Source organism: Asticcacaulis machinosus, from assembly GCF_028550435.1.
GTDB lineage: Bacteria > Pseudomonadota > Alphaproteobacteria > Caulobacterales > Caulobacteraceae > Asticcacaulis > Asticcacaulis machinosus.
The window spans coordinates 212,640-236,258 of the sequence record NZ_JAQQKV010000002.1; the positions used below are offsets into that span (position 1 = coordinate 212,640).

Below are 23,619 nucleotides of genomic sequence, written 5' to 3' on the forward strand. Positions count from 1 at the left end.
AAACAAAGGGTGCCCGCACCCTTGAAAAAAGTTATGCTATAACATATGTGCTGTGTTCAGTTACGATCAGGAATTCGCTTTCATGGGTCAGAGCCACTTTCATAAACCGACCACCCAGATGCTGGATGCGGCCTCAATTGGCCTGTCGGGTCTGTGCCTGGCCCACTGTCTGGTTCTGCCCCTGCTGACCGCGGGACTGCCGGTGTTTGGTCAGTTCAGCGAAAGCGAACTGATCCACCAGATATTAGTGCTGATTGCCGCGCCGCTGAGCGTGTGGGCCTTCTGGCGTTCCGGCGGTTGGCGCGATTACCGTATTTCCGGGTTTGGTGGACTTGGCATTTTCCTGCTTGGGATCGCGGCTTTTTATCCGCCGCTCCTGCCTTATGAAGCGCCACTGAGCATAGTGGGCGCATTATTGCTGGCGGCCGCGCACCTGTTCAACGCTACCCGCAAAAAGGCTTTGCTTTAAGGGTCTTGTGTTCGGGCGCTCAAGATTCTATGACCTCAGCCATGATCAGACACATAGTCATGTTTAGCTGTAAAGACGGGATCGACCGTCTGACCGTCCAAAAGGGTTTGAGTATCCTCACCCAGATTCCCCACGCCTCAAAGTTGGAGATCGCCCTCAATGAAAAGGTCGATCAGTTGGGTAATGTCGTCGATGTGGTGGTTTACGGCGAATTTTCTGATCAGGCCGCGCTGGACGCCTATAAGGCCCACCCGCTTTATCAGCAATCGATCGATATCGTCCGCCCGATCCGCGAACTGCGGGTCGCTGCCGATTACGACACGGCCCACGCCGCTACTGAGGCGCTTGCCTAAAATCGGTTTATAGATTTAGGCTGCCCAAAATTATAATTGGGGAGCTTACATCATGTTCAGAACCGCCATCGTGTTCGCCCTGTGGGCGGGCCTTGCCATAAGCGCGCACGCCCAAACCGTTACCCATCTGTGGTCAGGCGGCGCGCCTGGGTTTGAAGCGCTGAAAGATGAGCCCGAAAAAGCTGCCGACTGGTGGGTGCGCAGCGTCCATAACCCGTCCGTCACCGTCTATTCCGCCGATCCGGCCCACCATAGCCGCACCGCCATTATCGTCGTCCCCGGCGGCGGCCATGAAAATCTGGTGTTCAATTCCGAAGGTGTTAAGCCCGCGAAGTTTCTGCAAGGACTGGGCGTCACCGCCTTTGCGTTGAAATACCGGCTGGGGCGCGAAGACAACGGTAAAGCTGATTACGATATCGAAGCCCACGGGGCGGCGGATCTCAGGCGGGCTATTCGTCATGTCCGCGCTCATGCCACGGACTATGGTATTGATCCCAACCGCATCGGGGTGATGGGCTTTTCCGCGGGCGGCGAACTGGTCCACATGGTCAGTTTTTCGGGCTTTGACGGCGACCCTAAAGCCGCCGATCCGGTGGAGCGGGTGAGCGCGCGTCCCGACTTTATTGTCGAAATCTATTCCGGTCCGCTGGGACTGCCCGCCAAGCTTGACACCGCTCCGCCGCCCGCGTTCTGGCTGACCGCCTATGACGATAAGGGGCCGGTTAAAACCTTCAACACCCTGCTTGATCTTTATACGCCCTATGATGTGCCGGTTGAGGTGCATTATTTCGCCCGCGGCGGCCATGCCTTTAATATGGGCGATCGCTCATCGCTTAAGTCGGTCCATGACTGGCCCGCGCGGTTGCGCGACTGGTTAAATGATAGTGGTTATCTCAACACTCCACCACATTGACGGCCAAACCGCCTTGTGAAGTTTCCTTATATTTTGACGACATATCAAGGCCGGTCTGGCGCATGGTCTCGATGACCTGATCCAGCGTCACCTTATGTTCGCTGGAATCGCGCAAAGACAGACGCGCCGCATTGGCGGCCTTAACCGCGCCGATGGCATTACGCTCGATGCACGGGATCTGCACCAGACCACCGACCGGATCGCAAGTTAAGCCCAGATTATGCTCCATACCGATTTCCGCCGCGTGCTCGATCTGGGCCGCCGTGCCGCCCCATACCGCACACAGCCCCGCCGCCCCCATCGAGCAGGCCACGCCAACCTCACCCTGACAGCCCATTTCAGCCCCGGACAGTGACGCCCGCTGCTTATAGATCATGCCGATACCCGCCGCCGTCAGCAGGAACCGCCCGATCTTACCGTCTGCGTTCGTATCATCCTCCGTCCAGCCATCCTGTGCACAGTAATATCGGATCAGGGCCGGAATAATCCCCGCTGCACCGTTGGTCGGGGCCGTGACCACGCGGCCACCGGCGGCATTTTCCTCATTCACCGCCATGGCAAACACGTTCAGCCAGTCAAACAGCCGCTCGGATTCCTGATTGTGGCTCTCACTCGTCAGGGTTTCATAAAGACTGGAGGCGCGTCGGCGCACGCTTAAGCCTCCCGGCAAAATCCCTTCCATTCGCAAACCGCGATTAATCGCGCCATCCATCGCTTGCCAGATACGCAGCAAGCCGGCATCAGTCTCAGCGCGCGGGCGCTTGGCGTCTTCGTTGGCCAGCACCACGTCATAGACATTTAGGCTATGCTGCGCACAATGTTCCAGCAATTGCGCTGCCGACCCAAACGGCAAAGCGCCCTTGCCCGCAATCCCAATCAGGTCATTTTCAGGGGGCCGCGATAACTGCTCACTTGAGGCAATAAACCCGCCGCCGACCGAATAGAAGGTGCGCTCGAAAATAACCCCGCCGCCCACATCATAAAGGCGCACACACAGGCCGTTGGGGTGCAGGCGCGGCACTATATCACCACGAAAATCCACATCCTGTCGGAAATTAAACGGCACCACCGGCCCGCCATAGAGGGCGATTTCGGTCGCGGTTTTAAGCTGAATAAAAGTCGCCTCGGCCCAGTCGGGATCGACCGTATCGGGCTCCGCGCCCAATAGCCCCAGCACCGCCGCCTTATCCGAACCGTGACCGATGCCCGTCAGGGCCAGTGATCCCTGAAGCTCAATGCGCACACGGGCGGCCTTATCCAAAACACCGGCGGCAGCCGCTTCGGCCAGAGCGCGTTTTGAAATGCGCATGGGGCCAACGGTGTGTGAACTGGAGGGGCCGATGCCGATCTTGAAGATATCGAGAACGCTTAACATAAAGACCCAGCCGGTTTAAAAATCAGGATACAGGTAAATTCGGTATCGGTCTGGCGATCGTCGCCCCTTCCAGTACCCGCGCCACCGCATCGCGGGCGGAGACCAGAATATTGCGCAACTGGCAATCTTCGGGGGTCGGGCAATCCTCGCACTCAGCATAGGCGGTACGGCTGGCGCAGGTCGTCAGCGCCAGAGGCCCGTCGACCAGACGGATGAGATCAGCAATGGAAATCAGATCGGCGGGCTTGGCCAGAGCATAGCCCCCGGAGCGCCCTCGCCGCGAAATCAGCAGCCCTTCGCGGCGCAGTTCCAGCAATATGCCCTCAAGGAAATGCAGCGGCGCCTTGATGCGTTCGGCCAGTTCCCCGGCCTGTAAGGTCTCACCCGCCTGCGCCTTAGCCAATTCCTGCATGGCGCGGATGGTGTATTTTGCTCGCTGAGATAACATTATCTGAGTATGGACGCCGTGGGTGAACTTTATGCTCCATAAGCCAGAATCTGCGTCGCCTCAAGGATTTAACTCAAATCCAGATCGCAAGCCCTGCGATTGTTCAAATTTTCTTAGGTTAAGGTTGAGTTTTTATCGTAATTAAAATTAAAACTAATATGATAGGAAATAATTATTGCCACCGAATTGAATAGTCCTGCCATGTCCCATTCCCCGACACCGTCGCCCCCACGCCCACCAAAGCCCCACTCGGGCCCAGCTCAACTGGTGTGGTACGCACGCTGCCCGACCCTGACGGCGCTGGGACTGATCGCCAATCGCGGCATACTTCAGCGTGAGTTTTTACGCGAAAACATCAACGTCATTTCTGTACGTGAAAATTCGACGCCGGCGGTCCGTCAGGGCCATCTGGATCACACCCTGCCCAATCTGATCCGCGAAGCCGATGCGGCCACGGCTCTGTGGGCCTACGGCTTAAATGGCCGCAGCCGTCTGCTGGCGCTGGGGGCGACTTATCATTCCGTCAGCGTGGTCGTGCCTCAGAAAAGCCCGTTGCGATCTCTGCATGATCTTAAAGGGGTGCGTCTGTCGGTACCACGTGAAGCGGGCGCGTTTTCTCCGGCACGGGTGCGGGCCTTAAGGGCGTGGGAGACGATAACAGCCTTCGCAGGCTCTGGCCCGGAGGCCGTGGAATTTACCAATGTGGTGTCCGACCATCCATCCGTACCGTTTGGCGACATCGCGCGGCGTGAAATCGAAGCCCTGCTGGGCGGGCAAACCGATGCCTCCATTCTTTATGGCGCCAAGGGGATTGAGTTGGCGCGGGCCGCCGGTTTGCGCGAGCTGCACCGATTTTCCGCCGCCGATATTCGTCATGATGACAGACTGTCCGGACTTATCGAACTGCGCGCCGTGACGGTCGATGATCCGTTCCTTGAGGCCGAACCCAATGTGGTGTCGCGTCTGTTGCGACAATTGGCACAAGCCCACCAGTGGGCTGAAACCTTCCCGAAGGAAGCCCTCAACCAGATTGCGATCGAAGGCAAGGTCAGCGCTGATCTGGCGTCCGAGGCCTATGGCAATCTGTTCGTCGAAGGCGCTAAAATCGGCCTGGAATCATTCCGTCTGGCACAGCTCACCCACTTGGAACAGTGGCTGAAAGCGCGCGGCTTTATCGCCTCAAACCTGTCGGTCGATGACTGGCTGCGTCCGGACATACTTGAAAGTTTACAGTCCGCCCCTTCTTCGCAGACACGACTAAGGTCGCGAGCCATCATGTCATCGGTTTGACAGTCAAGGCCTCAAACCTATATGTCTGACTTGTCTCCCATAACTGGTGCCCCTTATGCTCAGCCTGCTCAATAAAATCCCGTTCTGGCTGCGCACCGTCATCGGCCTGATCGCGGGCATTGCTATCGGCGTAATTTATGGCGAGCAGGCCGTGCCCTATGTTCAGCCGATCGGGGATCTGTTTTTACGGCTGATCAAAATGCTGATCGTACCGCTGGTGTTTTTCACCATCGCCTCATCGATTGCCAAGCTCGGCCATCAGGATGGCGGTAAGGCGGTTAAGTTAGGCGTACAAACGATCCTGTGGTTTATGATAACCTCAGCACTGGCCGTCACGCTGGGCCTTGGGATCGGCCATCTGCTTCAACCGGGGCTGGGCCTGACTGGCTTGCCGCTGGCCGAACTTAAGCCCAAGGAAATCCCCCCCGTCGTCGATGTATTTTTGGGGATTGTGCCTACCAATATCATTGACGCCTTTGCCAAGGGACAGGTGTTGAGCGTCGTGTTTGTCGCCATCATCGTCGGCGCCGCACTGGCCGCTCTACGCGATAAGACCGAAGCCTTAAGCCGCATCGTAGAGCAGGGCTCACAGGTCATGTTTCAGATCACGCGCTGGGTTATCCGCCTGACGCCCATCGGCGTATTCGGCCTGATCGGGTCCGTAGTCGGATCATATGGGCTGGAAAGCCTGACGCCATTATTAGGCTTTATCGGCGCGATTTACCTCGCCTGTCTGATCCATGTGTTTGTGATCTATCCCATATTGCTCAAGCTGCACGGTTTGCGTCTGAGCGGCTTTTATTCGGGTGTGTTTCAGGCTCAGCAGACGGCGTTTTTCACCTGCTCTTCGCTGGGGACCCTGCCCGTATCGCTCAATTCCGCGATCAATAATCTGAAACTGTCGCCGTCCTACGCCGGTTTTGCTGTGCCGCTGGGGGCCAATATGAAGATGGACGGGTGCGGCGCGATTTACCCCGCCATAGCCTCAATCTTCACCGCCAACTATTTCGGGATCGAACTGACACCCGCCCACATCGTCATTATCTATATCAGCTCTATTCTGGGCTCATTAGCCACGGCAGGTGTCCCGGGCGTGGCGACAGTTATGCTGACCCTGACGCTGACGGCGGCTGGATTACCTTTGGAAGGGCTGGCGCTGCTGGCCGCGATCGACCGCATTATTGACATGGTCAGAACCGCCACCAATGTGACAGGCCAGATTCTAATCCCGACGCTGGTGGCACGCGAAAATGGCTTGATCGACAAGGAAAGCCCCCTGCTAATCAGGCCATCTAATCACGCGTAATTAGGCGCGGGTCAAAGTTACTTCGATATTGCCGCGCGTGGCGTTGGAGTACGGGCAGACCTTATGGGCTTCGGCGATCAGGCGGTCGGCCACCTCGGCCTCAACGCCCGGCAGGGAAATCTTCAAGGTGACCTCAAGGCCAAAGCCGCCGGGGATTTGCCCGATACCGACCGACGAGTCGATGGCCGTATCCGCAGGGACGGAAACCTTGTCACGCCCGCCAACGAATTTCAGCGCGCCGATAAAGCAAGCCGCATAACCGATACCGAACAATTGTTCCGGATTGGTGCCCTCACCGCCGGCGCCGCCCAACTCTTTGGGGGTGCTGAGTTTGACCGACACGCGGCCGTCGTCAGTGGAACCGGTGCCTTCGCGACCGCCGGTAGCGCGGGCATGGGCGGTATAGAGAGCGTTGATCTTCGTGGTCATGATAGTCTCCTTTGGGTTTGATATAAACGCGATTACATTTCGATGATGGATAATTAAATTGTGCACAATGTTTTGTCAATTGAATTGCGCGCAATTTAATTGATTTTTCTGCAAGAATATGCTACTCATCTGATATCAAAGGATAAATAAATGTCAGATAATCACGAAACCCCTGAATTATGGCTACATAACCAGATTTGTTTTGCGGTTCATTCGACCGCCCATGCCTTTGCGGCGGCCTATAAGCCGCATCTGGACCCGCTTAATCTGACCTATCCGCAGTACCTCGTCATGTTGCTGTTGTGGGAAAAGGACGATCAGTCGGTCAGCGAACTGGGCAAGCCCTTGTTTCTCGACAGCGGCACCCTGACGCCGCTGCTGAAGCGCCTCCAGGCTACCGGCTATATCAACCGTACCCGTGACGTGAACGATGAGCGTGTCATGCGCATCACCCTGACCGACGCGGGTAAGGCACTTAAACAAAAAGCCATCTGCATCCCTCATGAGATGCTCGGCGCGATGGGCCTGAATGTCGAGCAGGTTATTGCGCTTGGCAAAGACGTGCGCAAACTGGGGCAGGCCCTGAGGCAGAACTAAAGGCGGCAAAATTGGCTTTGACCGAAGCGCCAAAGCCGCCCTATCCTCGCCCAAACGAGAGATGCCCGACATGACCCAGTCCGCCACCACCGCCTTTGCTGTCCCGTCTGCACGTGCCGGTGAGGTGGTCGCGCAGGCGGCGTCACCTGACGGGTCGATCACGGTCCAAATCCGCATCGGCAATGAAGGCCATGCCACCTATGCGATTTCACGTCATGGGCAAGAAATTATCTCACCATCGAAACTGGGCTTCCTGTTTGCCGATCAGCCCAAATGGGAGCGCAACCTGACCCTGACGGCACAGTCGCAATCCCAGCACGATGAGACCTGGGAACTGCCGTGGGGTGAGCGCCGGTTTGTACGCAATCACTATACCGAACTGCGCATTGACCTGACCGAGCGTAACCGGCTTTTGCGCAAAATCACTGTGGTGTTCCGGCTATTCGATAATGGCTTTGGCTTTCGTTATGAGTTCCCGGATCAACCGCAGTTAAAAACCGTCAATATCGTTGAGGAGCAGACCGAGTTTGCCATCACCGAGCCGGCCACCGCCTGGTGGATTCCGGCCGGGGAATGGAGCCGTTACGAATTTCTTTACAACAAAACCCCTCTGGCCGAGGTTTCACAGGCCCACACCCCAATCACCCTGCGCACAGCCTCCGGCCTGCATTTGGCCCTGCATGAAGCCGCGCTCGTTGACTATTCGGCTATGTGGCTGCGCCGGTCGACCGGTCAGGTCTTAAAGGCCAATCTGTCGCCGTCCGGCATAGGCCCTAAGGTCGTGCGCGAGGCGCCGTTTAACACACCGTGGCGGACAGTGCAGATTGCCGATACAGCGGGCGGGCTGATCGAAAACGATCTGGTGCTTAATCTCAATGACCCCAATGTTTTGGGCGATGTCTCATGGGTCGTGCCGCACAAATTCATCGGTATCTGGTGGGAGATGCACTTAGGGCTGGCGACGTGGGGGTCAGGCGACAAACATGGCGCGACCACGCAACGCGCCAGGGCCTATATCGACCTTGCGGCGGAACACGGCATCCGCGGCGTCCTGATCGAAGGCTGGAATATCGGCTGGGATTCTGAATGGTTTGCCGACGGCAGCACCTTTGATTTCACCACCGCCTATCCTGATTTTGATCTGGAGGCCGTCTGCGCCTATGCCAAAGCCAAAGGCGTGCGCATTGTCGGACACCACGAAACGGCGGGCAATGCCGCGCTTTATGAATCCCAGCTTGAGGCCGCCCTTGATCTTTATCAGCGGCTGGGTGTCGATTCCGTCAAGACCGGCTATGTGTCGGACGCGGGCGGGTTTCGCACGGTTGATGCGCAAGGCCACGACTACTATGCCTGGCACGACGGTCAGGCCGCCTCGCGTCATCATCTTAAGGTCGTACAGGCAGCCGCCAAACGCAGGATCGCTATCAATGCCCATGAGCCGATCAAGGACACCGGCCTGCGGCGCACCTACCCCAACTGGATCGCCCGCGAAGGGGCGCGCGGCATGGAATATAACGCTTGGGGCAATCCCCCCAATCCGCCGGAGCATGAGCTTAATCTGGTGTTCACGCGTCTGCTGTCAGGGCCGATGGATTTCACGCCCGGGGTTTTGAGTTTAGAGGGCGTGAACCAGCCGCTCAATTCGACCGTCGCCAAACAACTGGCGCTCTATGTGGTCATCTACTCGCCGGTGCAGATGGCCGCCGATACGATCGAGAACTATCAGAAACATCTTGCGCCATTTCAGTTTATCAAGGACGTGCCGACCGACTGGTCCGACACCCGTGTGCTGAATGGCGAGGTCGGGGAATTTATCACCATCGCCCGCAAAGATCGCGCATCGGATGACTGGTATCTGGGGGCCGCCACCAATGAGCAGCCGCGCCACCTAACCATAGCGCTCGATTTTCTGGATGCGGGCACAACCTATGCTGCGACTATTTATCGAGACGCTGACGATACCGACTACCGGCTCGACACCCGCCACCACTATGTCATTGCGACACGCACCCTGACCGCACATGACACCCTCACCCTGAACCTTGCCCCCGGCGGCGGTCAGGCGATCCGGTTTTCGCCTCTATGACCGACTTTCAGCTATCTTGGGTCGACGGCGTTATCATCGCGGGTTACCTTATCGGGCTGGTCACACTGGCGCTGATGGCCCGCCGCGGTGCCTTAAGCCCCGATGCGGCGCGGGATCATTTTCTGGCTGGCCGGTCGGCCCCCTGGTACATGATCGGCTTTGCGCTGTTTGCCTCCAACATGACCGCCGTCGGCATGATCGGCCTGCCCGGATCGGCCTATGCGCACGGCATCAATGTCCATAATTATGAGTGGATGGGCACGTTGGTTCTGCCGCTATTTTGTGCGTTTGTGTTGCCGACCTATCTGTCCTCGAATGTGTTCACCGTGCCAGAATTCCTTGAGCGGCGTTATTCACGGTTTGCGCGCACCTATCTGTCCGGACTGACTATTTTCCTGTGTGTGCTCGCCGATACCGCAGGCGCATTGTTTGCGGGCGGCGTGCTGCTGCAAATCCTGATGCCCGATGTCGCGCTATGGCAGATATCGTGCGTGCTGGCCTTGTGTGCCGGCATATTCCTGATCATCGGCGGCCTTCGTGCCGTCATGGTAACCGAAGCCATTCAGGCCGTGATCCTGCTGATCGGTGGGGTGATTGTCGCCGTGTTGACCGTCAATGCGGCGGGCGGTTGGGAGGCGATTAAAAACGGCGTGCCCGCCTCACACCTCAGCCTGATCCGGCCAGACAGCGATCCGGTTATGCCGTGGACCGGGCTGGTCACCGGCGGGCTGATCATCGGCTTTTATTTCTGGTGCACCAATCAGTTCATGGTGCAGCGGATGCTGGCGGCACGGTCGCTCGACCACGGTCGCTGGGGCGGCCTGTTTGCGGGTTTGCTGAAACTTAGTTCGCTGTTCTTACTGTGCATCCCCGGTGTGGCGGCTCTGCTGATCTTCCCGAACCTTGCGCGCCCCGATCAGGTCTTCCCCAGCTTGATCCTGACCCTTTTGCCAACGGGCATTTTGGGCATACTGATAGCCGCCTTTCTGGCCACTATTATCTCGACGCTCGCGGCCAATTACAATGCAGCCTCGACCCTGGTGACCATGGATTTCGTACAGCGGTTCCGGCCATCCATGAGCGACACGGCCCTGATCCGTGTGGGCCGGATCACGGTCGTTATCCTCATGCTTTTGTCTATGCTGTGGGTGCCGATGATCGGGGCCATGCGTGACAGCCTGTGGCAATATTTGCAGGCGATCTTAAGTTATTTCGTGCCGCCGGTCGCCGCGGTGTTTTTTGCGGGCCTGTTCTGGCGGCGGGCCAATGATGCGGGAGCAAAGGCAGGGCTGACTCTTGGCACCATATTGAGCGTGGTGTTTTTCATAAACGTGGAAATCACCCACGCCGTTGATCTACATTTCCTGAAAGCCGCATTTGTGATCTTTACAGTTAGCCTTGGGGCAACAGCCATCGCCAGTTTGATGACGCACCCACCGGATTCGATGCGCGTCAATGCAATGACCTTTTCCGGCGATCTGTGGCACAAGGAAACGATTGCGTTGAAGTCCGTGCCGTGGTGGCAGAACTACCGGATATTATCGCTGGCCCTGATTGCGGTCACGGCCATCATGGTGTGGGTTTTCAGGTAAGCCGCAGCACGTTTTCGCGGATGGCGGTTTTACGAGCTTCGGCATAATAGCGGTCATGGCCCACCATATTAAACCCGCATTTTTCCAGCACACGCTGAGAGGCCAGATTGTCAAAGGCGATGCGCGCAAACAACGGGCGCTTCGGCTCGACCTCCAGAAACTGCATGAGGGCCTCGGTGGCAATACCATGCCCCCAGAATTCCCGCCCCAGCCAATAGCCGACACAGCGCACGCCCATGCAATCAAAGCTGACGATGCTGCCGGCGATCTGGCCTTCCCACAGTATGGTGCGGCGAAGGATGGTCGGGTCGGTGCGGATGTGGGTCCAGAACTTATCAAAAGCTGCGCGATCGGACGGATTGCGCGGCGTAAAGGCGGCCATATGATTGGCCTCGGCATCCTGCTGCTGCGCGAAAAAGATATTGAGATCGCTGTGACCGACGTCGCGTAAGCTGATCTCGGCGGGTTTTGTTTTAAAACGCGCGAGCATATTGTAAAGACCCTTTATGAGGGGTCGATACTGACTAAAAAAGGGTTAGCAAAAAGTTACCAACAGCCCATCAATGCGGTAAAATTTAACACTTTGATAGTTAACCTTACCTGTAAATAAAAATACCATAAGTCCAAACACCGAGATGTGCATGAACCCAGTCTTTCGTGATCTAAAGACCTCGATTTTTGAAACCATGTCCTTGCGCGCGCGGGAACTGGGGGCGGTCAATCTGGGGCAGGGTTTTCCGGAAAGCGACGGGTTTGAAGATGTCAGACGTGCCGCGGCTGAGGCTTTGATTGACCAGTCGAACCAGTATCCACCCATGCGCGGGTTGATGGAACTGCGTCAGGCTGTGGCGGATTTCTATGGCCGCACACAAAACCTCAATCTTGATGCGGCTGACAATGTACTAATTACCTCCGGGGCGACCGAAGCCATCTGTGCCGCTCTGTTGTCGCTGATCACCCCAGGCGATGAGGTGGTGGTGTTTGAGCCGATGTACGACGCCTATATCCCGTTGATTGAGCGCGCGGGCGGTGTGCCGAAAATCGTGCAGCTTAAGCCGCCGCACTGGCGCTTTGACGATGAGGATCTGAAAGCCGTCTTTTCGGACAAGACCAAGTTAGTCATGATCACCACGCCCAACAACCCGACCACGCACGCCTTGACGCGGGACGAACTGGAAAGCCTTGGCCGATTTTGTGCGCAATATGACGCCGTAGTCATCAGTGATGAGGTGTGGGAAAATGTGGTTTTCGAGCAGCCCCACCTCAGCGTTCTGCATATCGACAGCCTCAAAGATCGGGCGTTGAAGATCGGATCGGCGGGTAAGTTGTTTGCCCTGACCGGCTGGAAAGTCGGCTTTGTCTGTGGGCCGCAAGCCCTGATTGAACAGGTCGCCCGCGCCCATCAGTTCATCACCTTCACCACCCCGCCCAACCTGCAATATGGGGTGGCTTACGGTCTTGGTTTGCCTGCCGAGCGGTTTGACGAGGCACGGGAAGAACTGCGGATCGCCCGCGGTTATATGACAACCCGTCTCAGTGATGCCGGATTTGAGATATTGCCTGCTGGTGGCAGCTATTTCCTGAACATCGACCTGACGCCTCTGAACCTTAAGATGGACGGACTGGCCTTTGCGCACCATGCGCTGGAGACCTGCGGCGTGGCGACGATTCCACTACAGGCCTTCTGCCCGACGGGGCGTGAACTGCCCATCCTGCGGCTGTGCTTTGCCAAGTCTCTTACTACGCTCGATAAGGGGATCGAAGGCCTGATCAGGGCCGCCGCCACAGCCAAAACCTAAGCCGATTTCGCTCTTCTGATCTCTTCACTAGACATGGGCGCCGGACGGCCCAGCAGGTACCCTTGCGCCTCATCGCAGCCCTCTGACCGCAGCAAACCAAGCTGGGCCTCCGTTTCAACCCCTTCGGCCAGCACCGGCACATTCAGGCTCTTACCCAGCGCCAGAATGGCCTTGATGATCGCCAGAGATTGCGGGCTTTGCTCCGCCTCCATCAGGAACGACCGGTCGATCTTGATCTTATCGAACGGGAAGGAATTGAGCGTATCGAGCGACGAATAACCGGTGCCGAAATCATCGATGGCGATAGTCACGCCAAGCGCCTTGATCTGACGCAGGATGTGCAGGGCGCGGGTCTTGTCACCGATGATGGTCGATTCCGTAATTTCAAGCTCAAGCCGCTTGGGCGACAGTCCGGTATCAATCAGAATCTCATGCACCACCTGCACCAGATTGACATTACCTAACTGCACCGGCGACAGATTGACGGCGATTTTGGCGTCATTATCCCAGCTTGCCGCCTCACGGCAGGCCGTTCTCAACACCCACTCCCCGATATCGAGGATCGCGCCGCACTCTTCGGCGACAGGAATGAAATCGACCGGAGACACAAACCCGCGCGTCGGATGTATCCAGCGCAGCAGGGCCTCATAGCCGGTCGTCTCGCCCGTCATGACGGATTTCTGGATCTGGTAATAGATCTGGAATTCATCATTTTTGATGGCTTCCCACAGATCCTTGGCGATGGCGCGGCGATCACGGGCCGCCTCATCCATACGCGCCTCATAGAAGCAGAAACGTTCGCCGTGGGTCGATTTAGCCCGATACAGCGCCAGATCAGCATTGTTCATCAGCGGATCACGGCTGTCGGCATCCTGCGGGAAGATAGCGACCCCAAGGCTACCTTCAGGCGTCAGTTCATAGCCATCAAGGTCGATGACTTCACTTAACGCCCCTGACAGGCGGGCGATGAAATCGGTAAGCTCCCCATCGTTTTCAAAGCGCTTGGCCGCACTGAATTCGTCGCCACCAAAACGGGCCACAAACTCATCTCCATGCAGCACATTCTGCATACGTGCGGACAGGGCTTTCAGCACCTCATCGCCCGCCGCATGGCCGCGTGTGTCGTTAATTTCCTTGAAGCGATCAAGGTCGATCGCGATGACCGCGACCTTAGACTGGTGACGGCGCGCCCACTCCAGTTCCTGATCGAGGTAGTCCGTAAAATGCTCACGATTGGGCAGGCCAGTCAGGCCATCATGCCGTGCCATATGGGCGATGCGCGCTTCATCCATACGCCGGTCCGTGATGTCTTCATAGGTCGCCACCCAGCCACCGTGCGGCATGGGCCGGTAGGTCATGGAGATAATGCAGGTCGGCGACAGTTCGACCACCAGAGTGCTGCCTTCAGGCTTATAAAGAGCAGCCTTGTGCTTGGAATAGGCTTCGCGCACGGTCGCCTCATCAGGCACCTTACCATCGCGGGCGGCCATGCCCTGCTCAATCAGAAAGCGGAAACTGGCACCTTCAAATACCGCCTCAACCGGCAGGTTGAACATCTCGGTAAAGCGCTGATTACTCAGCACCAACCGCTCGTTCTTATCGAACAGGCACAGGCCATGCGACATGTGGCTAAGCGCCATGTCGAGATTGGCCGACATATTAATCAGGTGTTCGCGATCGGCCCGCAGCACGGTGACATCACGGGTAATCTTGGCAAAGCCCATCAGATTATTCTGTTCATCGCGCACCGGCGTAATAATGACGTGCGCCCAGAACGGCTCACCGTTTTTGCGAAGACGCCGCCCTTCTTCTTCATAACGGCCGGCTTCCAGCGCGATCTGCAACGCCCGTGCCGGCGCCCCGGCTTCGCGAGCTTCCGGCAGATAGAAACAGGAAAAATGCTTGCCCACAATTTCAGGGGCCTTGAACCCTTTGATCCGCTCAGCACCGGCGTTCCAGTTATTCACATGGCCATGCTCATCCAGCATGTAGATGGCATAGTCCTTCACGCCTTCGACCAGAATTTTGAAGGTTCGCTCAGACGCCGCCACCGCCGCTTCCATACGCCGCCCCTGAACCGCCGCCGACAAACAGACCGCCAGCACCGACATGGCCGCAACCGCGATGGCCAGCGACATGCTGTCCGGCTTAAGCATCAGTCCGCCAATGACCCGCGCCGGATCGGGTGTGATGACGACGCCGCCCATAGCGGTAAAATGGTGGGAAACAATGGCAAGAACCAAAAGCCCGGTCGCGGCCGCGATCCCTTTCCAGGTCTTTGCGCGCGCTGCCACCATCAGGGCCACAGCCCCAAACACCATGCCCAGAACGATCGAGGCCAGAACCAGATCCAGTTGCCAGGAAATATAGCCCGGCATCTGCATGGCGGTCATGCCCATATAGTGCATGCAGCCGATACCCGCCCCGACCAGGGCGCCACCCGCAGCCTGAGCGCCCTTAAACTCCGCCGTCACCGCCAGAGCAATCCCGGCCCCGGTCACGACAATCGCCATCACCAGAGACAAAACAGTCAGATTAAGGTCATAGCCCGTCGCCACTCCCGGATCATAGGCCAGCATGGCAATAAAATGCGTGGCCCAGATGCCAAAGCCGGTCGCCATCCCTGCGGTCAGCAGCCATTTCAGGCGCGATTTGCCATCGGTGGCTGTCGCTCGGTGCATGAGGTTCACCGCCGCGAATGAGGAGACAAGGCAAACTATGGCGGCCAATGCGACCAAAACCCAATCGTGCTGATCGGTCAGGCAGGAAATAACGCGGAACATTCTGGCTCCAAAAAATCCATAAGTTGAATTCATCAACTAAAATCACAACCAAATGGCGAATACTTCCGTCATAGGCCCGAATTCATTGGTCTTTTTATGAAATAATGATTTTTTTGGAGTTAACCGGACGGCGTTGTTTAAAAATACTTTCAAGTTTACGTAAGGTAAGAAATTACACCTATTGCGTCACATAAAATGATAAACGGTTGTGGTGCCGCGCGCCTGCCTTTACAGTTTCAAAAGACCTAAATTACAAAAGGCTAAAGACAGGATAGTCCCATGTTATTACGTCTGCTGCTGTGCCTGATGCTGGTTCTGCCCATAACGGCGGTAAGTTATGCCGGTGAGGTCAAGGTGGCGGTCGCCGCCAACTTCACGGAACCCGCCAAGGATATTGCCGCCGCCTTTAAGGCCCGTACCGGCCATGAGGCGAGTTTGAGCTTTGGGCCGTCAGGTCAGTTCTATACCCAGATCATGAACGGCGCGCCCTATGAGGTTTTCATGTCCGCCGATGCTGAGCGCCCCCTTAAGGCCGAAGCCGAAGGACTTGGGGTCAAAGGCACGCGCTTTGTCTATGCTTACGGGGCGCTGGTGCTGTGGAGCGCTGATCCAAAGCTGATTGACGCGAAAGGCGCGGTTCTCAAAAGCGGAAAGTTTAATAAGCTGGCCATCGCCGATCCGGGTACGGCGCCTTATGGCGTGGCTGCCGTTGAGACGCTCAGAAAACTGGGTGTTTATGACGCGGTAGCCCCCAAAATCGTCAAGGGCACGTCAATCGCCCAGACCTATAATTTCGTCTCAACCGGATCGGCGGAGCTTGGGTTTGTGGCCTTATCACAGATTTACCGCTCTAAAGACGGATCACGTTGGATTGTGCCGAAATCCTATTATACACCCATAGACCAACAGGTCATCCTGCTCAAAACCGGTGATAAAAACCCAGCCGCAAAGGCGTGGATGGCGTTTCTTAAATCACCCGAAGCGATCAGGATTATCCGCTCATATGGCTATGAGGTGCGTTGAGCGTGGCAAGCGAAGGCCTTCTTGACGCAATCCATATCACCCTGTCGCTGGCGGCGGTGACGACGGTTCTGCTGCTGTTGATCGCCACGCCACTGGCCTGGTGGCTGGCGCGTGGACATAGTGTATTTAAGGATGTGGTCACCGCCATCACCACCCTGCCCATCGTTCTGCCGCCGACCGTGCTGGGGTTTTATTTGCTCGTGGCGATGGGGCCCAACAGTCCGCTGATGGTACTGTTTGAGCCGTTCGGCATCCGCACGCTCAATTTTACTTTCACCGGATTGGTCATCGGGTCAGTATTCTATTCCCTACCATTCGCGGTACAACCGATCCGCAATGCCTTTGCCGCGATTGATCCTAAACAACTGGATGTCGCCTCATCCCTAAGTGCGTCACGTCTGCGTACCTTTTTTGAGGTGGCCCTGCCCCAGTCGCGGCGCGGCTTTATCACTGCCGCCCTGTTGGTGTTTGCCCATACCATCGGTGAGTTTGGCGTCGTGCTGATGATCGGCGGGTCAATCCCCGGCAAAACCGAAGTGATATCAATCCGCATCTATCAACTGGTCGAACAACTGCGCTGGGAGGAGGCCCACCAACTGGCGGCGGGGCTGGCCGTGTTTGCCTTTGCGATCATCATGACCCTGCTGTGGATGGATCGGCACCGGACAAAGCCATAAAAAACAGGCCCGCGAGGGGGTACGCGGGCCTGTAAAGTTTCATCCGGATATCGGATAGTTTCAGATCGGATACGCAACGCTTACTAACACTTTTTAAGAGTCCCTCGCCGGGCGATGGCTCCGCCATCTTGGCCGCCGCCGCAATGGCGGCTTGAAGTTTAGTCCCTCGCCGGGCGATGGCTCCGCCATCTTGGCCGCCGCTGTAATGGTGGTTTAGGTGAAAGACTGCCCCAAATCATCCAACTCTAAATCCGCGCATCGGCAATGGCCGCGCCCCAGGTGGTGCGCCAGCGACGCTTGATCAGGGTCAGGCCGCCGAACGCAATCACCGCCAGCACCGCAAAGCCGATCAGGCCCGGCTGATAACTGCCCAGTGCCTGTTTCGAGACCCCAAGGCTGGCCGCCAGATAAAAGCCGCCAATGCCGCCGAACATACCCACCAGCCCCGTCATGACGCCGATTTCACTGCGGAAACGCTGCGGCACCAGTTGGAACACCGCGCCATTGGCCATACCGAGCGCGCTCATGCCGATGATCAACACAAACAGAGTGGCATAGGCACTGGGTAGCTTGACGCTCATAATCACCAGAGCGATTGCCGCCACCACATACATGATCGACAGGGTACGGATGCCACCGATCTTGTCGGCCAGACCGCCACCGATCGGGCGCACCAGAGAGCCTGCAAAGACACATGCCGCCGTAAAGAAGCCTGCAATAACGGGCCCCAGACCATATTCGACGTTGAAATAGATGTTGAGCGAGGAACTCAGGCCCACAAACCCGCCAAAGCTGACGCCGTAAAACAGCATGAACCACCACGCATCGGGCTCTTTCAGGATGCTCAGATATTGCTCAAGCTTTTTGGGCGCGGGCTGATCCGGCGCATCCTTGGCAAAGAGCATGTAGATGACAAAGGCGATGATCAGCGGAATGGTCGCCAGACCAAACACAGTCGACCAGCCAAACATCTTGGCCAGGGACGGCGCAAACAAGGACGCGAACACGGTGCCGGAATTGCCGGCCCCGGCGATACCCAGCGCAATGCCCTGATACTGCGGCGGATACCAGCGCGACGCCAGCGGCAGGGCCACAGCAAACGACGATCCGGCAACCCCCAGCACAACGCCAAGTGCCAGAATGCCTTCATAGCTGCTGACATTCAAAAGCCAGGCCAGCAATAGGCCGGAAATCACGATCATCTGGCTGATGGCGCCGGTCATTTTCGGGCCGATACGGTCAACCAGCACACCATTGACCATGCGCAATAATGCACCGGTCAGGATCGGCACGGCAACCATAAAGCCTTTTTCGGCAGGTGTCAGGCCCAGATCGGCGGCAATCTGCACACCGAGGGCGCCCAGCAATACCCAGACCATGAAGCTCATGTCGAAATAGAGAAAGGCGGAAAACAGGGTCGGGGCGTGCCCGGCCTTAAGGAACTCTTTGGATATCATGACGAACCTGCGATGACATGACGTGCGTAAGCACGCGTGTGGGGGAATGTAAGGTTGAGTTACGACTGTCCGGTTCGTCCCGGAACACTGACCCTCGTTGGCCAGTTCCCCAATCGCTGTTATCTCTATCCATAAGCGATATGGCCCCCTCGCGTCAAGATGGCCTGATTTTTTTGTCACACAAGCGTCATTTGGTGAACCGTACCCTCTTGCGCAACGCAGCATTTTTAGCATAGCCCTAAGGGGCGATTCACGCCTCCCCGAAGTGCCGCCGATGAATGTTCTGATTATCGATCCCGATGATGCCCGCGCGGCCCTTGTGGCCGAAGGCATACGCGCGGACACGGCTCATCAGGACGCCACCATCCATCACTGGCCGCGGTTCGAACTGGCGCGCCTTAAGGACATCAACCCGGAGATGGTGATCATCGCCTGCGAGAGTCCTGATCGCGATACGCTTGATGCGCTCCAGATCGCCCATGAGCAGGCCCCGCGACCGGTGGCTATGTTCGTTGACCGCTCAGACGCCAACACGACGGCTGAGGCACTGGAGGCAGGCGTCGCCGCCTACATCGTCGATGGCTATTCACCGAACCGGGTCGCCTCGATCCTGACGGTCGCGACCCATCGCTTTAACCTGATGCAGACCCTTCGCAATGATCTGACCAAGGCTAAGGCCGACCTAGCCGCGCGCAAGAGCATCGACCGCGCCAAGGGAGTTTTGATGACCTCACGCGGGATCAGCGAAGACGACGCCTATAAGATTTTGCGCAAGCATGCCATGGATACCGGCCGGCCGATGGCGGCCGTCGCCGCCGATATTCTGGCTATATCCGGCCTTTTGAAACCGGGAGAAGGATAATGGTTCTAAGCCTGAAGATCGGTTTCAGCCCGCTCAACGACTCAGCCCTTGTGCTGCTGGGCGAGGCGCTGGGTTATTACACCGCCGAAGGACTGGATGTAACGCTCAGCCGCGAAGCCAACTGGTCGAACATTCGCGACAAGATGTCTTACGGCCTGCTCGATGCGGCCCATGTGCTGGCGCCCATGCCATTGTCGCGCGGGCTGGGCCTTGGGCCTACTTTGGGCAAGATCATCGCCCCGATGGCGCTGGGCGCCAATGGCAACAGCGTGGTGGTATCGTCACGTCTGATGAACGCGCTGATCCACGACGATAAAACGAGATTGCTGGATACTGCCCGCGCCCTTCGTGATGAGATTTCCAGGCGCCGTGCGGTCGGTGCACCCAAGGTCGTTCTGGCCATGCCCTTTGCCTATTCGCCCCACCATTTCGTGCTGCGTCACTGGGTGGCCGCCGGCGGCATTGATCCTGACCGTCAGGTGCAGTGGGTGGTTTTGCCGCCGTCGCGGATGGCCGATGCCCTGCGCGACGGGGTGATCGACGGCTTCTGCTCCGGCTCACCCTGGCCGCAGATGGCACAGCTTAATGGCGACGGGCAGGTACTGTTTTCCGACCCCGATTTCTGGACGCTCAAGCCCGAAAAGGTGTTAGGGGTGCGTGAACCGTGGGCCAATGAGAACCCTGATGGCGTGATTGCCCTGGTGCGCGCCTTGCTGAGGTCAGCACAGTGGGCAAAGGATGCCAGCACGTCCGATCTGGCTCAAATTCTGGCGCAACCGGGCTATGTCGGGGCACCGCTGGAGGCCATTGAGTTGGCCCTATCAACCGAAGGGGCCGGCCTGCTGCTTGACCCGCAAACCACGACCTTCCCGTGGATCAGTCATGCCAAATGGTTCATGGGGCAGTTCGTCCGCTGGGGGCTTACGACGCCGGAGCATGACTTTGACACCATTGCCCGCCAGATCTACCGGCCCGACCTGTGGCGACAGGCAGCAGCGTCTCTGGGGCTCGATATTCCTGCCACCGATGAAAAAACCGAAGGCGGTGAGCCCGTGCCGTGGACGCTGAACGCCACACCTAACCCCATTTTAATGCCCGCAAATGAGCTGTTTGACGGTGGTATTTTCCGCAGCGCCTGAGCGATTAAGTCGGTAATTTCAAACGTAACCATTTTCCCCGCGCGCCCGTAAAGGCCCCAAAGCCTTTGAAACGGCGGTTTTGATGACCCTTTCGTGACATTTTTGCTGCACCGCATCGTCCCATATGAAAAATATTTCGCAAATGCACGAATTCCCATTGACGAAATACAAATTCGGGATGAGGCTCTAAGTATAGCCAAGGACGGCTAAAGCGTTTTTATTCGCCAAGGGCGGCGTTTAAACCTCCACCATAAAGACATCGACGTCTCAAGTTTTTATCGCACCGGTTTTCGATGCGAAAAATTCTTGAGGCGTTTTTTTTTGCTCACACATTGGGGATATTGAAAGTGGCAAAACTTAAGCCTACCGGAAAACTGCGCCTTTTTTTCTGCGCAACCACTGCATTGACATGCAGCATCATCTCAAATTCATCTTTCGCCCAAGAGACAGTTGCTGAAGCTTTACAGGCGTCAAAGCCTATACTCGAATCCCGCCTGAGATTTGAGAACGTGACGCAAGCTGGCCTGCGTGAAACCGGCGCCTTAACGTGGCGCAACCGCGTCGGTTTTCAGTCCGGTGAGTTCAAGGGTCTGAAACTGCTGGCCGAAATTGAAGATGTTCGCGCCCTTGATGGCGACTATAACTCAAACCTGAACGGCAAAACCGCCTATGCGGTCGTGGCCGATCCGGAAGTGACTGAAATTAACCGCCTGCAACTGATCTGGACGCCGTCAGCCTTTACAACCGTAACCGTTGGCCGTCAGCGCATCGCCCTTGATGATCAACGCTTTATCGGCTCGGTCGGCTGGCGTCAGGATGAGCAGACCTTTGATGCCGCCCGCATCGACACGGCTGTTGGTAAGCTGAAACTGACCTATGCCTATATCACCGGCGTTAACCGGATCCTCGCCGAAGCCCGCGACTGGGATTCACAATCCCATGTCCTGAATGCCACCTACTCGATATCTGAAGCCTTGAAAGTTCAGGCGTTTGACTACGCGCTTGAGTTCGATAATGCCGCGGCCAACTCGACCAATACTTACGGGGTACGTGCCACCGGCAGCCTGTGGGCATCGATGTTCAAGCTGGCCTATGCCGCCCAGTACGCCGAACAAAAGGATTACGCCAACAATCCGGCTGACTTTAAACTGGCGCAGTATTCGGCTGATTTCAGCGCGACCTACGACATCTTTACCGCCAAATTGAACTACGAAGTGCTTGAGGGCAACGGCACGCAGGGCTTCATCACGCCACTGGCCACTGTCCATGCGTTTCAGGGCTGGTCGGATGTCTTCTCGGCCAACGGCGGCAACAAAACCCACGTTAACGGCATCAAGGACATGAATTTCAGCCTGATCGCGGCCACCCACACCAAGGTGCCGTGGCTGATCAACCCGACCTTTACCGTCATTTACCGCGACCTTGAGACCGAACGTACCGGTCAGGCACTGGGCACCGAATGGGATGCGCTGGCCACAGCCGGCCTGACCAAAAACCTCAGCCTGATGCTGAAATATGCTGACTTTGAGCGCGCCAATACGGCGGCCCCCGCCTCCCGCACCAAGGTGTGGGTCGGCCTTGAATATAAACTTTAACCGCGAAGACTTTGAAGGACTTAACCACCATGACCGATATTAAATCCAAAGCTGTCGCGGCCGAAATCCAGCCCTCACGCCGCACGCTGTTGACGGGCGCGGCGCTTACGCTGGCCGCCGCCAAGCTGGCCCTGCCCTCAGGGGCCTGGGCCGCCGGAAAGGGGCCGGAAGTCGCCTCGGCCCGCCTGGGCTTTATAGCGCTTACCGACGCCTCCCCGCTCATCATCGCCAAGGAGCGCGGCCTGTTCGCCAAGTACGGCATGCCCGATGTTGAGGTACTGAAACAGGCCTCATGGGGCGCCACCCGCGACAATATCGTGCTGGGTTCAAAGGGCGGCGGCATAGACGGGGCCCATATCCTGTCACCGATGCCGTACCAGTTTACGCTCGGCGTGGGTGCGCGCCCGACGCCGATGTATATTCTGGCCCGCCTCAACACCAACGGTCAGGCGATCAGCGTCGGCAACGACCTGAAGAGCGTCTCCGTTGGCCTGAATGCGGCAGGCCTCAAGGCCAAGTTCGCCCAGATGAAAGCCGCCGGTAATATGGCCAAGGTCGCCATGACCTATCGCGGCGGCACCCATGACCTGTGGGTGCGTTACTGGCTGGCAGCAGCAGGCGTGAACCCCGACACCGACTGCTCGACCATCGTCATTCCGCCGCCTCAGATGGTCGCCAATATGAAGGCCGGAACCCAGGATGCCTTCTGCGTCGGCGAGCCGTGGAACGGCCAACTGGTCAATCAAAAGATCGGCTATACCGCCACCACGACGTCTGAAATCTGGATGAACCATCCGGAAAAGGCGCTGGGGATGCGTGCCGATTGGGTTGATAAATATCCTAACGCCGCCAAGGCCTTGATCGCCGCCTGCATGGAAGCGGCCCAATGGTGCGACGCCAACCGTCAGGCCATGTGCGCTATCGCGGCCGGTCGTCAGTACATCAACGTACCGATCAACGACATCGTCCCGCGCCTACAAGGCAAGATCAATTACGGCGATGGTCGCAATGTCACCGGCTCTCCACACCTGATGAAGTTCTGGGCCGATTTCGCCGCCTTCCCGTTTAAGTCGCACGACGCCTGGTTCGTCACCGAGAACAAGCGCTGGGGCATCATCGATGATGCCGTGAATACGCAGGCGCTGGTGAATAAGGTCAACCGTGCCGACCTGTGGCGCGAAGTCGCCAAACAGTACGGCATCAAAACGCCAGCTTCCGATTCACGCGGTGTTGAGAAATTCTTCGACGGCAAGGTCTTCGATCCGGCCAACCCTGCCGCCTACCTCAACAGCCAACCGATCAAGAAGCTCAGCTAATCCCCCTCTCCCTGCGTGCGGGGAGAGGGCGGGGTGAGGGGCATTTTGATCGCAGGACTTGCCCCTCATCCGGCCTCGTTCCACTCGGCCACCTTCTCCCCGCTCTCGGG

At 57.4% G+C, this 23,619-nt stretch carries 21 protein-coding genes; 15 read left to right on the forward strand and 6 right to left on the reverse strand.

Annotated elements, in window-relative coordinates; genetic code table 11:
• Positions 1-82: 82 nt before the first annotated feature.
• Genes PQU98_RS09430 through PQU98_RS09440 form a run of 3 tightly spaced genes read left to right on the forward strand, consistent with a single transcriptional unit; the run spans position 83 to position 1,735 of the window.
• The gene (locus PQU98_RS09430; RefSeq protein ID WP_272744691.1) at positions 83-469 is read left to right on the forward strand and encodes a MerC domain-containing protein; all 387 of its coding nucleotides are present in this window, start codon (positions 83-85) and stop codon (positions 467-469) included.
• Between the two features lie 41 nt (positions 470-510).
• Positions 511-822, forward strand: a complete 312-nt coding sequence (locus PQU98_RS09435) for a Dabb family protein (RefSeq protein WP_272744692.1) — start codon at positions 511-513, stop codon at positions 820-822.
• Positions 823-874: 52 nt separating this feature from the next.
• The gene (locus PQU98_RS09440; RefSeq protein WP_272744693.1) at positions 875-1,735 is read left to right on the forward strand and encodes an alpha/beta hydrolase; all 861 of its coding nucleotides are present in this window, start codon (positions 875-877) and stop codon (positions 1,733-1,735) included.
• Here the strand turns inward: PQU98_RS09440 and PQU98_RS09445 are convergent.
• Together PQU98_RS09445 and PQU98_RS09450 are read right to left on the reverse strand one after the other, a co-directional pair.
• Positions 1,716-3,110: an L-serine ammonia-lyase gene (locus tag PQU98_RS09445; RefSeq protein WP_272744694.1), complete on the reverse strand. Its 1,395-nt coding sequence runs from the start codon at positions 3,108-3,110 to the stop codon at positions 1,716-1,718. The two genes, PQU98_RS09440 and PQU98_RS09445, sit on opposite strands and share 20 nt — an antisense overlap.
• 22 nt (positions 3,111-3,132) lie before the next feature.
• The gene (locus tag PQU98_RS09450) at positions 3,133-3,558 is read right to left on the reverse strand and encodes an RrF2 family transcriptional regulator (protein ID WP_272744695.1); all 426 of its coding nucleotides are present in this window, start codon (positions 3,556-3,558) and stop codon (positions 3,133-3,135) included.
• 201 nt (positions 3,559-3,759) lie between these two features.
• Here PQU98_RS09450 and PQU98_RS09455 point away from each other — a divergent pair, with 201 nt between their 5' ends.
• Positions 3,760-4,848, forward strand: coding sequence for an ABC transporter substrate-binding protein (locus tag PQU98_RS09455; RefSeq protein ID WP_272744696.1), 1,089 nt, complete (start codon positions 3,760-3,762; stop codon positions 4,846-4,848).
• A gap of 55 nt (positions 4,849-4,903) precedes the next feature.
• Positions 4,904-6,154, forward strand: a complete 1,251-nt coding sequence (locus PQU98_RS09460) for a dicarboxylate/amino acid:cation symporter (protein ID WP_272744697.1) — start codon at positions 4,904-4,906, stop codon at positions 6,152-6,154.
• Here PQU98_RS09460 and PQU98_RS09465 read toward each other — a convergent pair whose 3' ends face one another.
• Complete coding sequence (locus PQU98_RS09465; protein WP_272744698.1) at positions 6,155-6,583, reverse strand: organic hydroperoxide resistance protein; 429 nt, start codon at positions 6,581-6,583, stop codon at positions 6,155-6,157.
• Positions 6,584-6,733: 150 nt separating this feature from the next.
• Here PQU98_RS09465 and PQU98_RS09470 point away from each other — a divergent pair, with 150 nt between their 5' ends.
• From PQU98_RS09470 to PQU98_RS09480, 3 genes are all read left to right on the forward strand, one after another.
• Positions 6,734-7,180 (forward strand): MarR family winged helix-turn-helix transcriptional regulator, encoded by a 447-nt coding sequence (locus PQU98_RS09470; RefSeq protein ID WP_272744699.1) that lies wholly within the window; start codon positions 6,734-6,736, stop codon positions 7,178-7,180.
• 70 nt (positions 7,181-7,250) lie between these two features.
• Positions 7,251-9,266 carry a glycoside hydrolase family 97 protein gene (locus PQU98_RS09475; protein ID WP_272744700.1) on the forward strand — a complete coding sequence of 672 codons (2,016 nt, stop codon included), beginning with the start codon at positions 7,251-7,253 and terminating at the stop codon, positions 9,264-9,266.
• Positions 9,263-10,858, forward strand: coding sequence for a sodium:solute symporter (locus PQU98_RS09480; protein ID WP_272744701.1), 1,596 nt, complete (start codon positions 9,263-9,265; stop codon positions 10,856-10,858). The genes PQU98_RS09475 and PQU98_RS09480 overlap by 4 nt, the downstream gene beginning before the upstream one ends.
• On the opposite strand, the gene PQU98_RS09485 is transcribed toward PQU98_RS09480, so the two are convergent.
• Complete coding sequence (locus PQU98_RS09485) at positions 10,851-11,348, reverse strand: GNAT family N-acetyltransferase (RefSeq protein WP_272744702.1); 498 nt, start codon at positions 11,346-11,348, stop codon at positions 10,851-10,853. The two genes, PQU98_RS09480 and PQU98_RS09485, sit on opposite strands and share 8 nt — an antisense overlap.
• A 151-nt stretch (positions 11,349-11,499) precedes the next feature.
• Between PQU98_RS09485 and PQU98_RS09490 the strand changes: the two genes are divergently transcribed.
• The gene (locus PQU98_RS09490) at positions 11,500-12,657 is read left to right on the forward strand and encodes an aminotransferase (RefSeq protein ID WP_272744703.1); all 1,158 of its coding nucleotides are present in this window, start codon (positions 11,500-11,502) and stop codon (positions 12,655-12,657) included.
• Here the strand turns inward: PQU98_RS09490 and PQU98_RS09495 are convergent.
• Positions 12,654-15,440: a bifunctional diguanylate cyclase/phosphodiesterase gene (locus tag PQU98_RS09495; protein WP_272744704.1), complete on the reverse strand. Its 2,787-nt coding sequence runs from the start codon at positions 15,438-15,440 to the stop codon at positions 12,654-12,656. The two genes, PQU98_RS09490 and PQU98_RS09495, sit on opposite strands and share 4 nt — an antisense overlap.
• 279 nt (positions 15,441-15,719) lie before the next feature.
• Here PQU98_RS09495 and modA point away from each other — a divergent pair, with 279 nt between their 5' ends.
• Both modA and modB read left to right on the forward strand, forming a co-directional pair.
• The gene (gene modA, locus PQU98_RS09500; protein ID WP_272744705.1) at positions 15,720-16,463 is read left to right on the forward strand and encodes a molybdate ABC transporter substrate-binding protein; all 744 of its coding nucleotides are present in this window, start codon (positions 15,720-15,722) and stop codon (positions 16,461-16,463) included.
• 2 nt (positions 16,464-16,465) lie between these two features.
• On the forward strand, positions 16,466-17,140 hold the full coding sequence (gene modB / locus PQU98_RS09505; RefSeq protein WP_272744706.1) for a molybdate ABC transporter permease subunit: 675 nt from the start codon (positions 16,466-16,468) through the stop codon (positions 17,138-17,140).
• Between the two features lie 245 nt (positions 17,141-17,385).
• Here modB and PQU98_RS09510 read toward each other — a convergent pair whose 3' ends face one another.
• A complete protein-coding gene (locus tag PQU98_RS09510) occupies positions 17,386-18,597 on the reverse strand; it encodes a nitrate/nitrite transporter (protein ID WP_272744707.1) in 1,212 nt (403 codons plus the stop codon).
• 274 nt (positions 18,598-18,871) lie between these two features.
• Between PQU98_RS09510 and PQU98_RS09515 the strand changes: the two genes are divergently transcribed.
• From PQU98_RS09515 to PQU98_RS09530, 4 genes are all read left to right on the forward strand, one after another.
• The gene (locus PQU98_RS09515) at positions 18,872-19,459 is read left to right on the forward strand and encodes an ANTAR domain-containing response regulator (protein WP_272744708.1); all 588 of its coding nucleotides are present in this window, start codon (positions 18,872-18,874) and stop codon (positions 19,457-19,459) included.
• Positions 19,459-20,598, forward strand: coding sequence for an ABC transporter substrate-binding protein (locus PQU98_RS09520; RefSeq protein WP_272744709.1), 1,140 nt, complete (start codon positions 19,459-19,461; stop codon positions 20,596-20,598). The genes PQU98_RS09515 and PQU98_RS09520 overlap by 1 nt, the downstream gene beginning before the upstream one ends.
• Before the next feature lie 509 nt (positions 20,599-21,107).
• Positions 21,108-22,193, forward strand: a complete 1,086-nt coding sequence (locus PQU98_RS09525) for an alginate export family protein (protein ID WP_272744710.1) — start codon at positions 21,108-21,110, stop codon at positions 22,191-22,193.
• A 29-nt stretch (positions 22,194-22,222) separates the two neighbouring features.
• On the forward strand, positions 22,223-23,509 hold the full coding sequence (locus PQU98_RS09530) for a CmpA/NrtA family ABC transporter substrate-binding protein (RefSeq protein ID WP_272744711.1): 1,287 nt from the start codon (positions 22,223-22,225) through the stop codon (positions 23,507-23,509).
• The last annotated feature ends 110 nt before the right edge of the window (positions 23,510-23,619 follow it).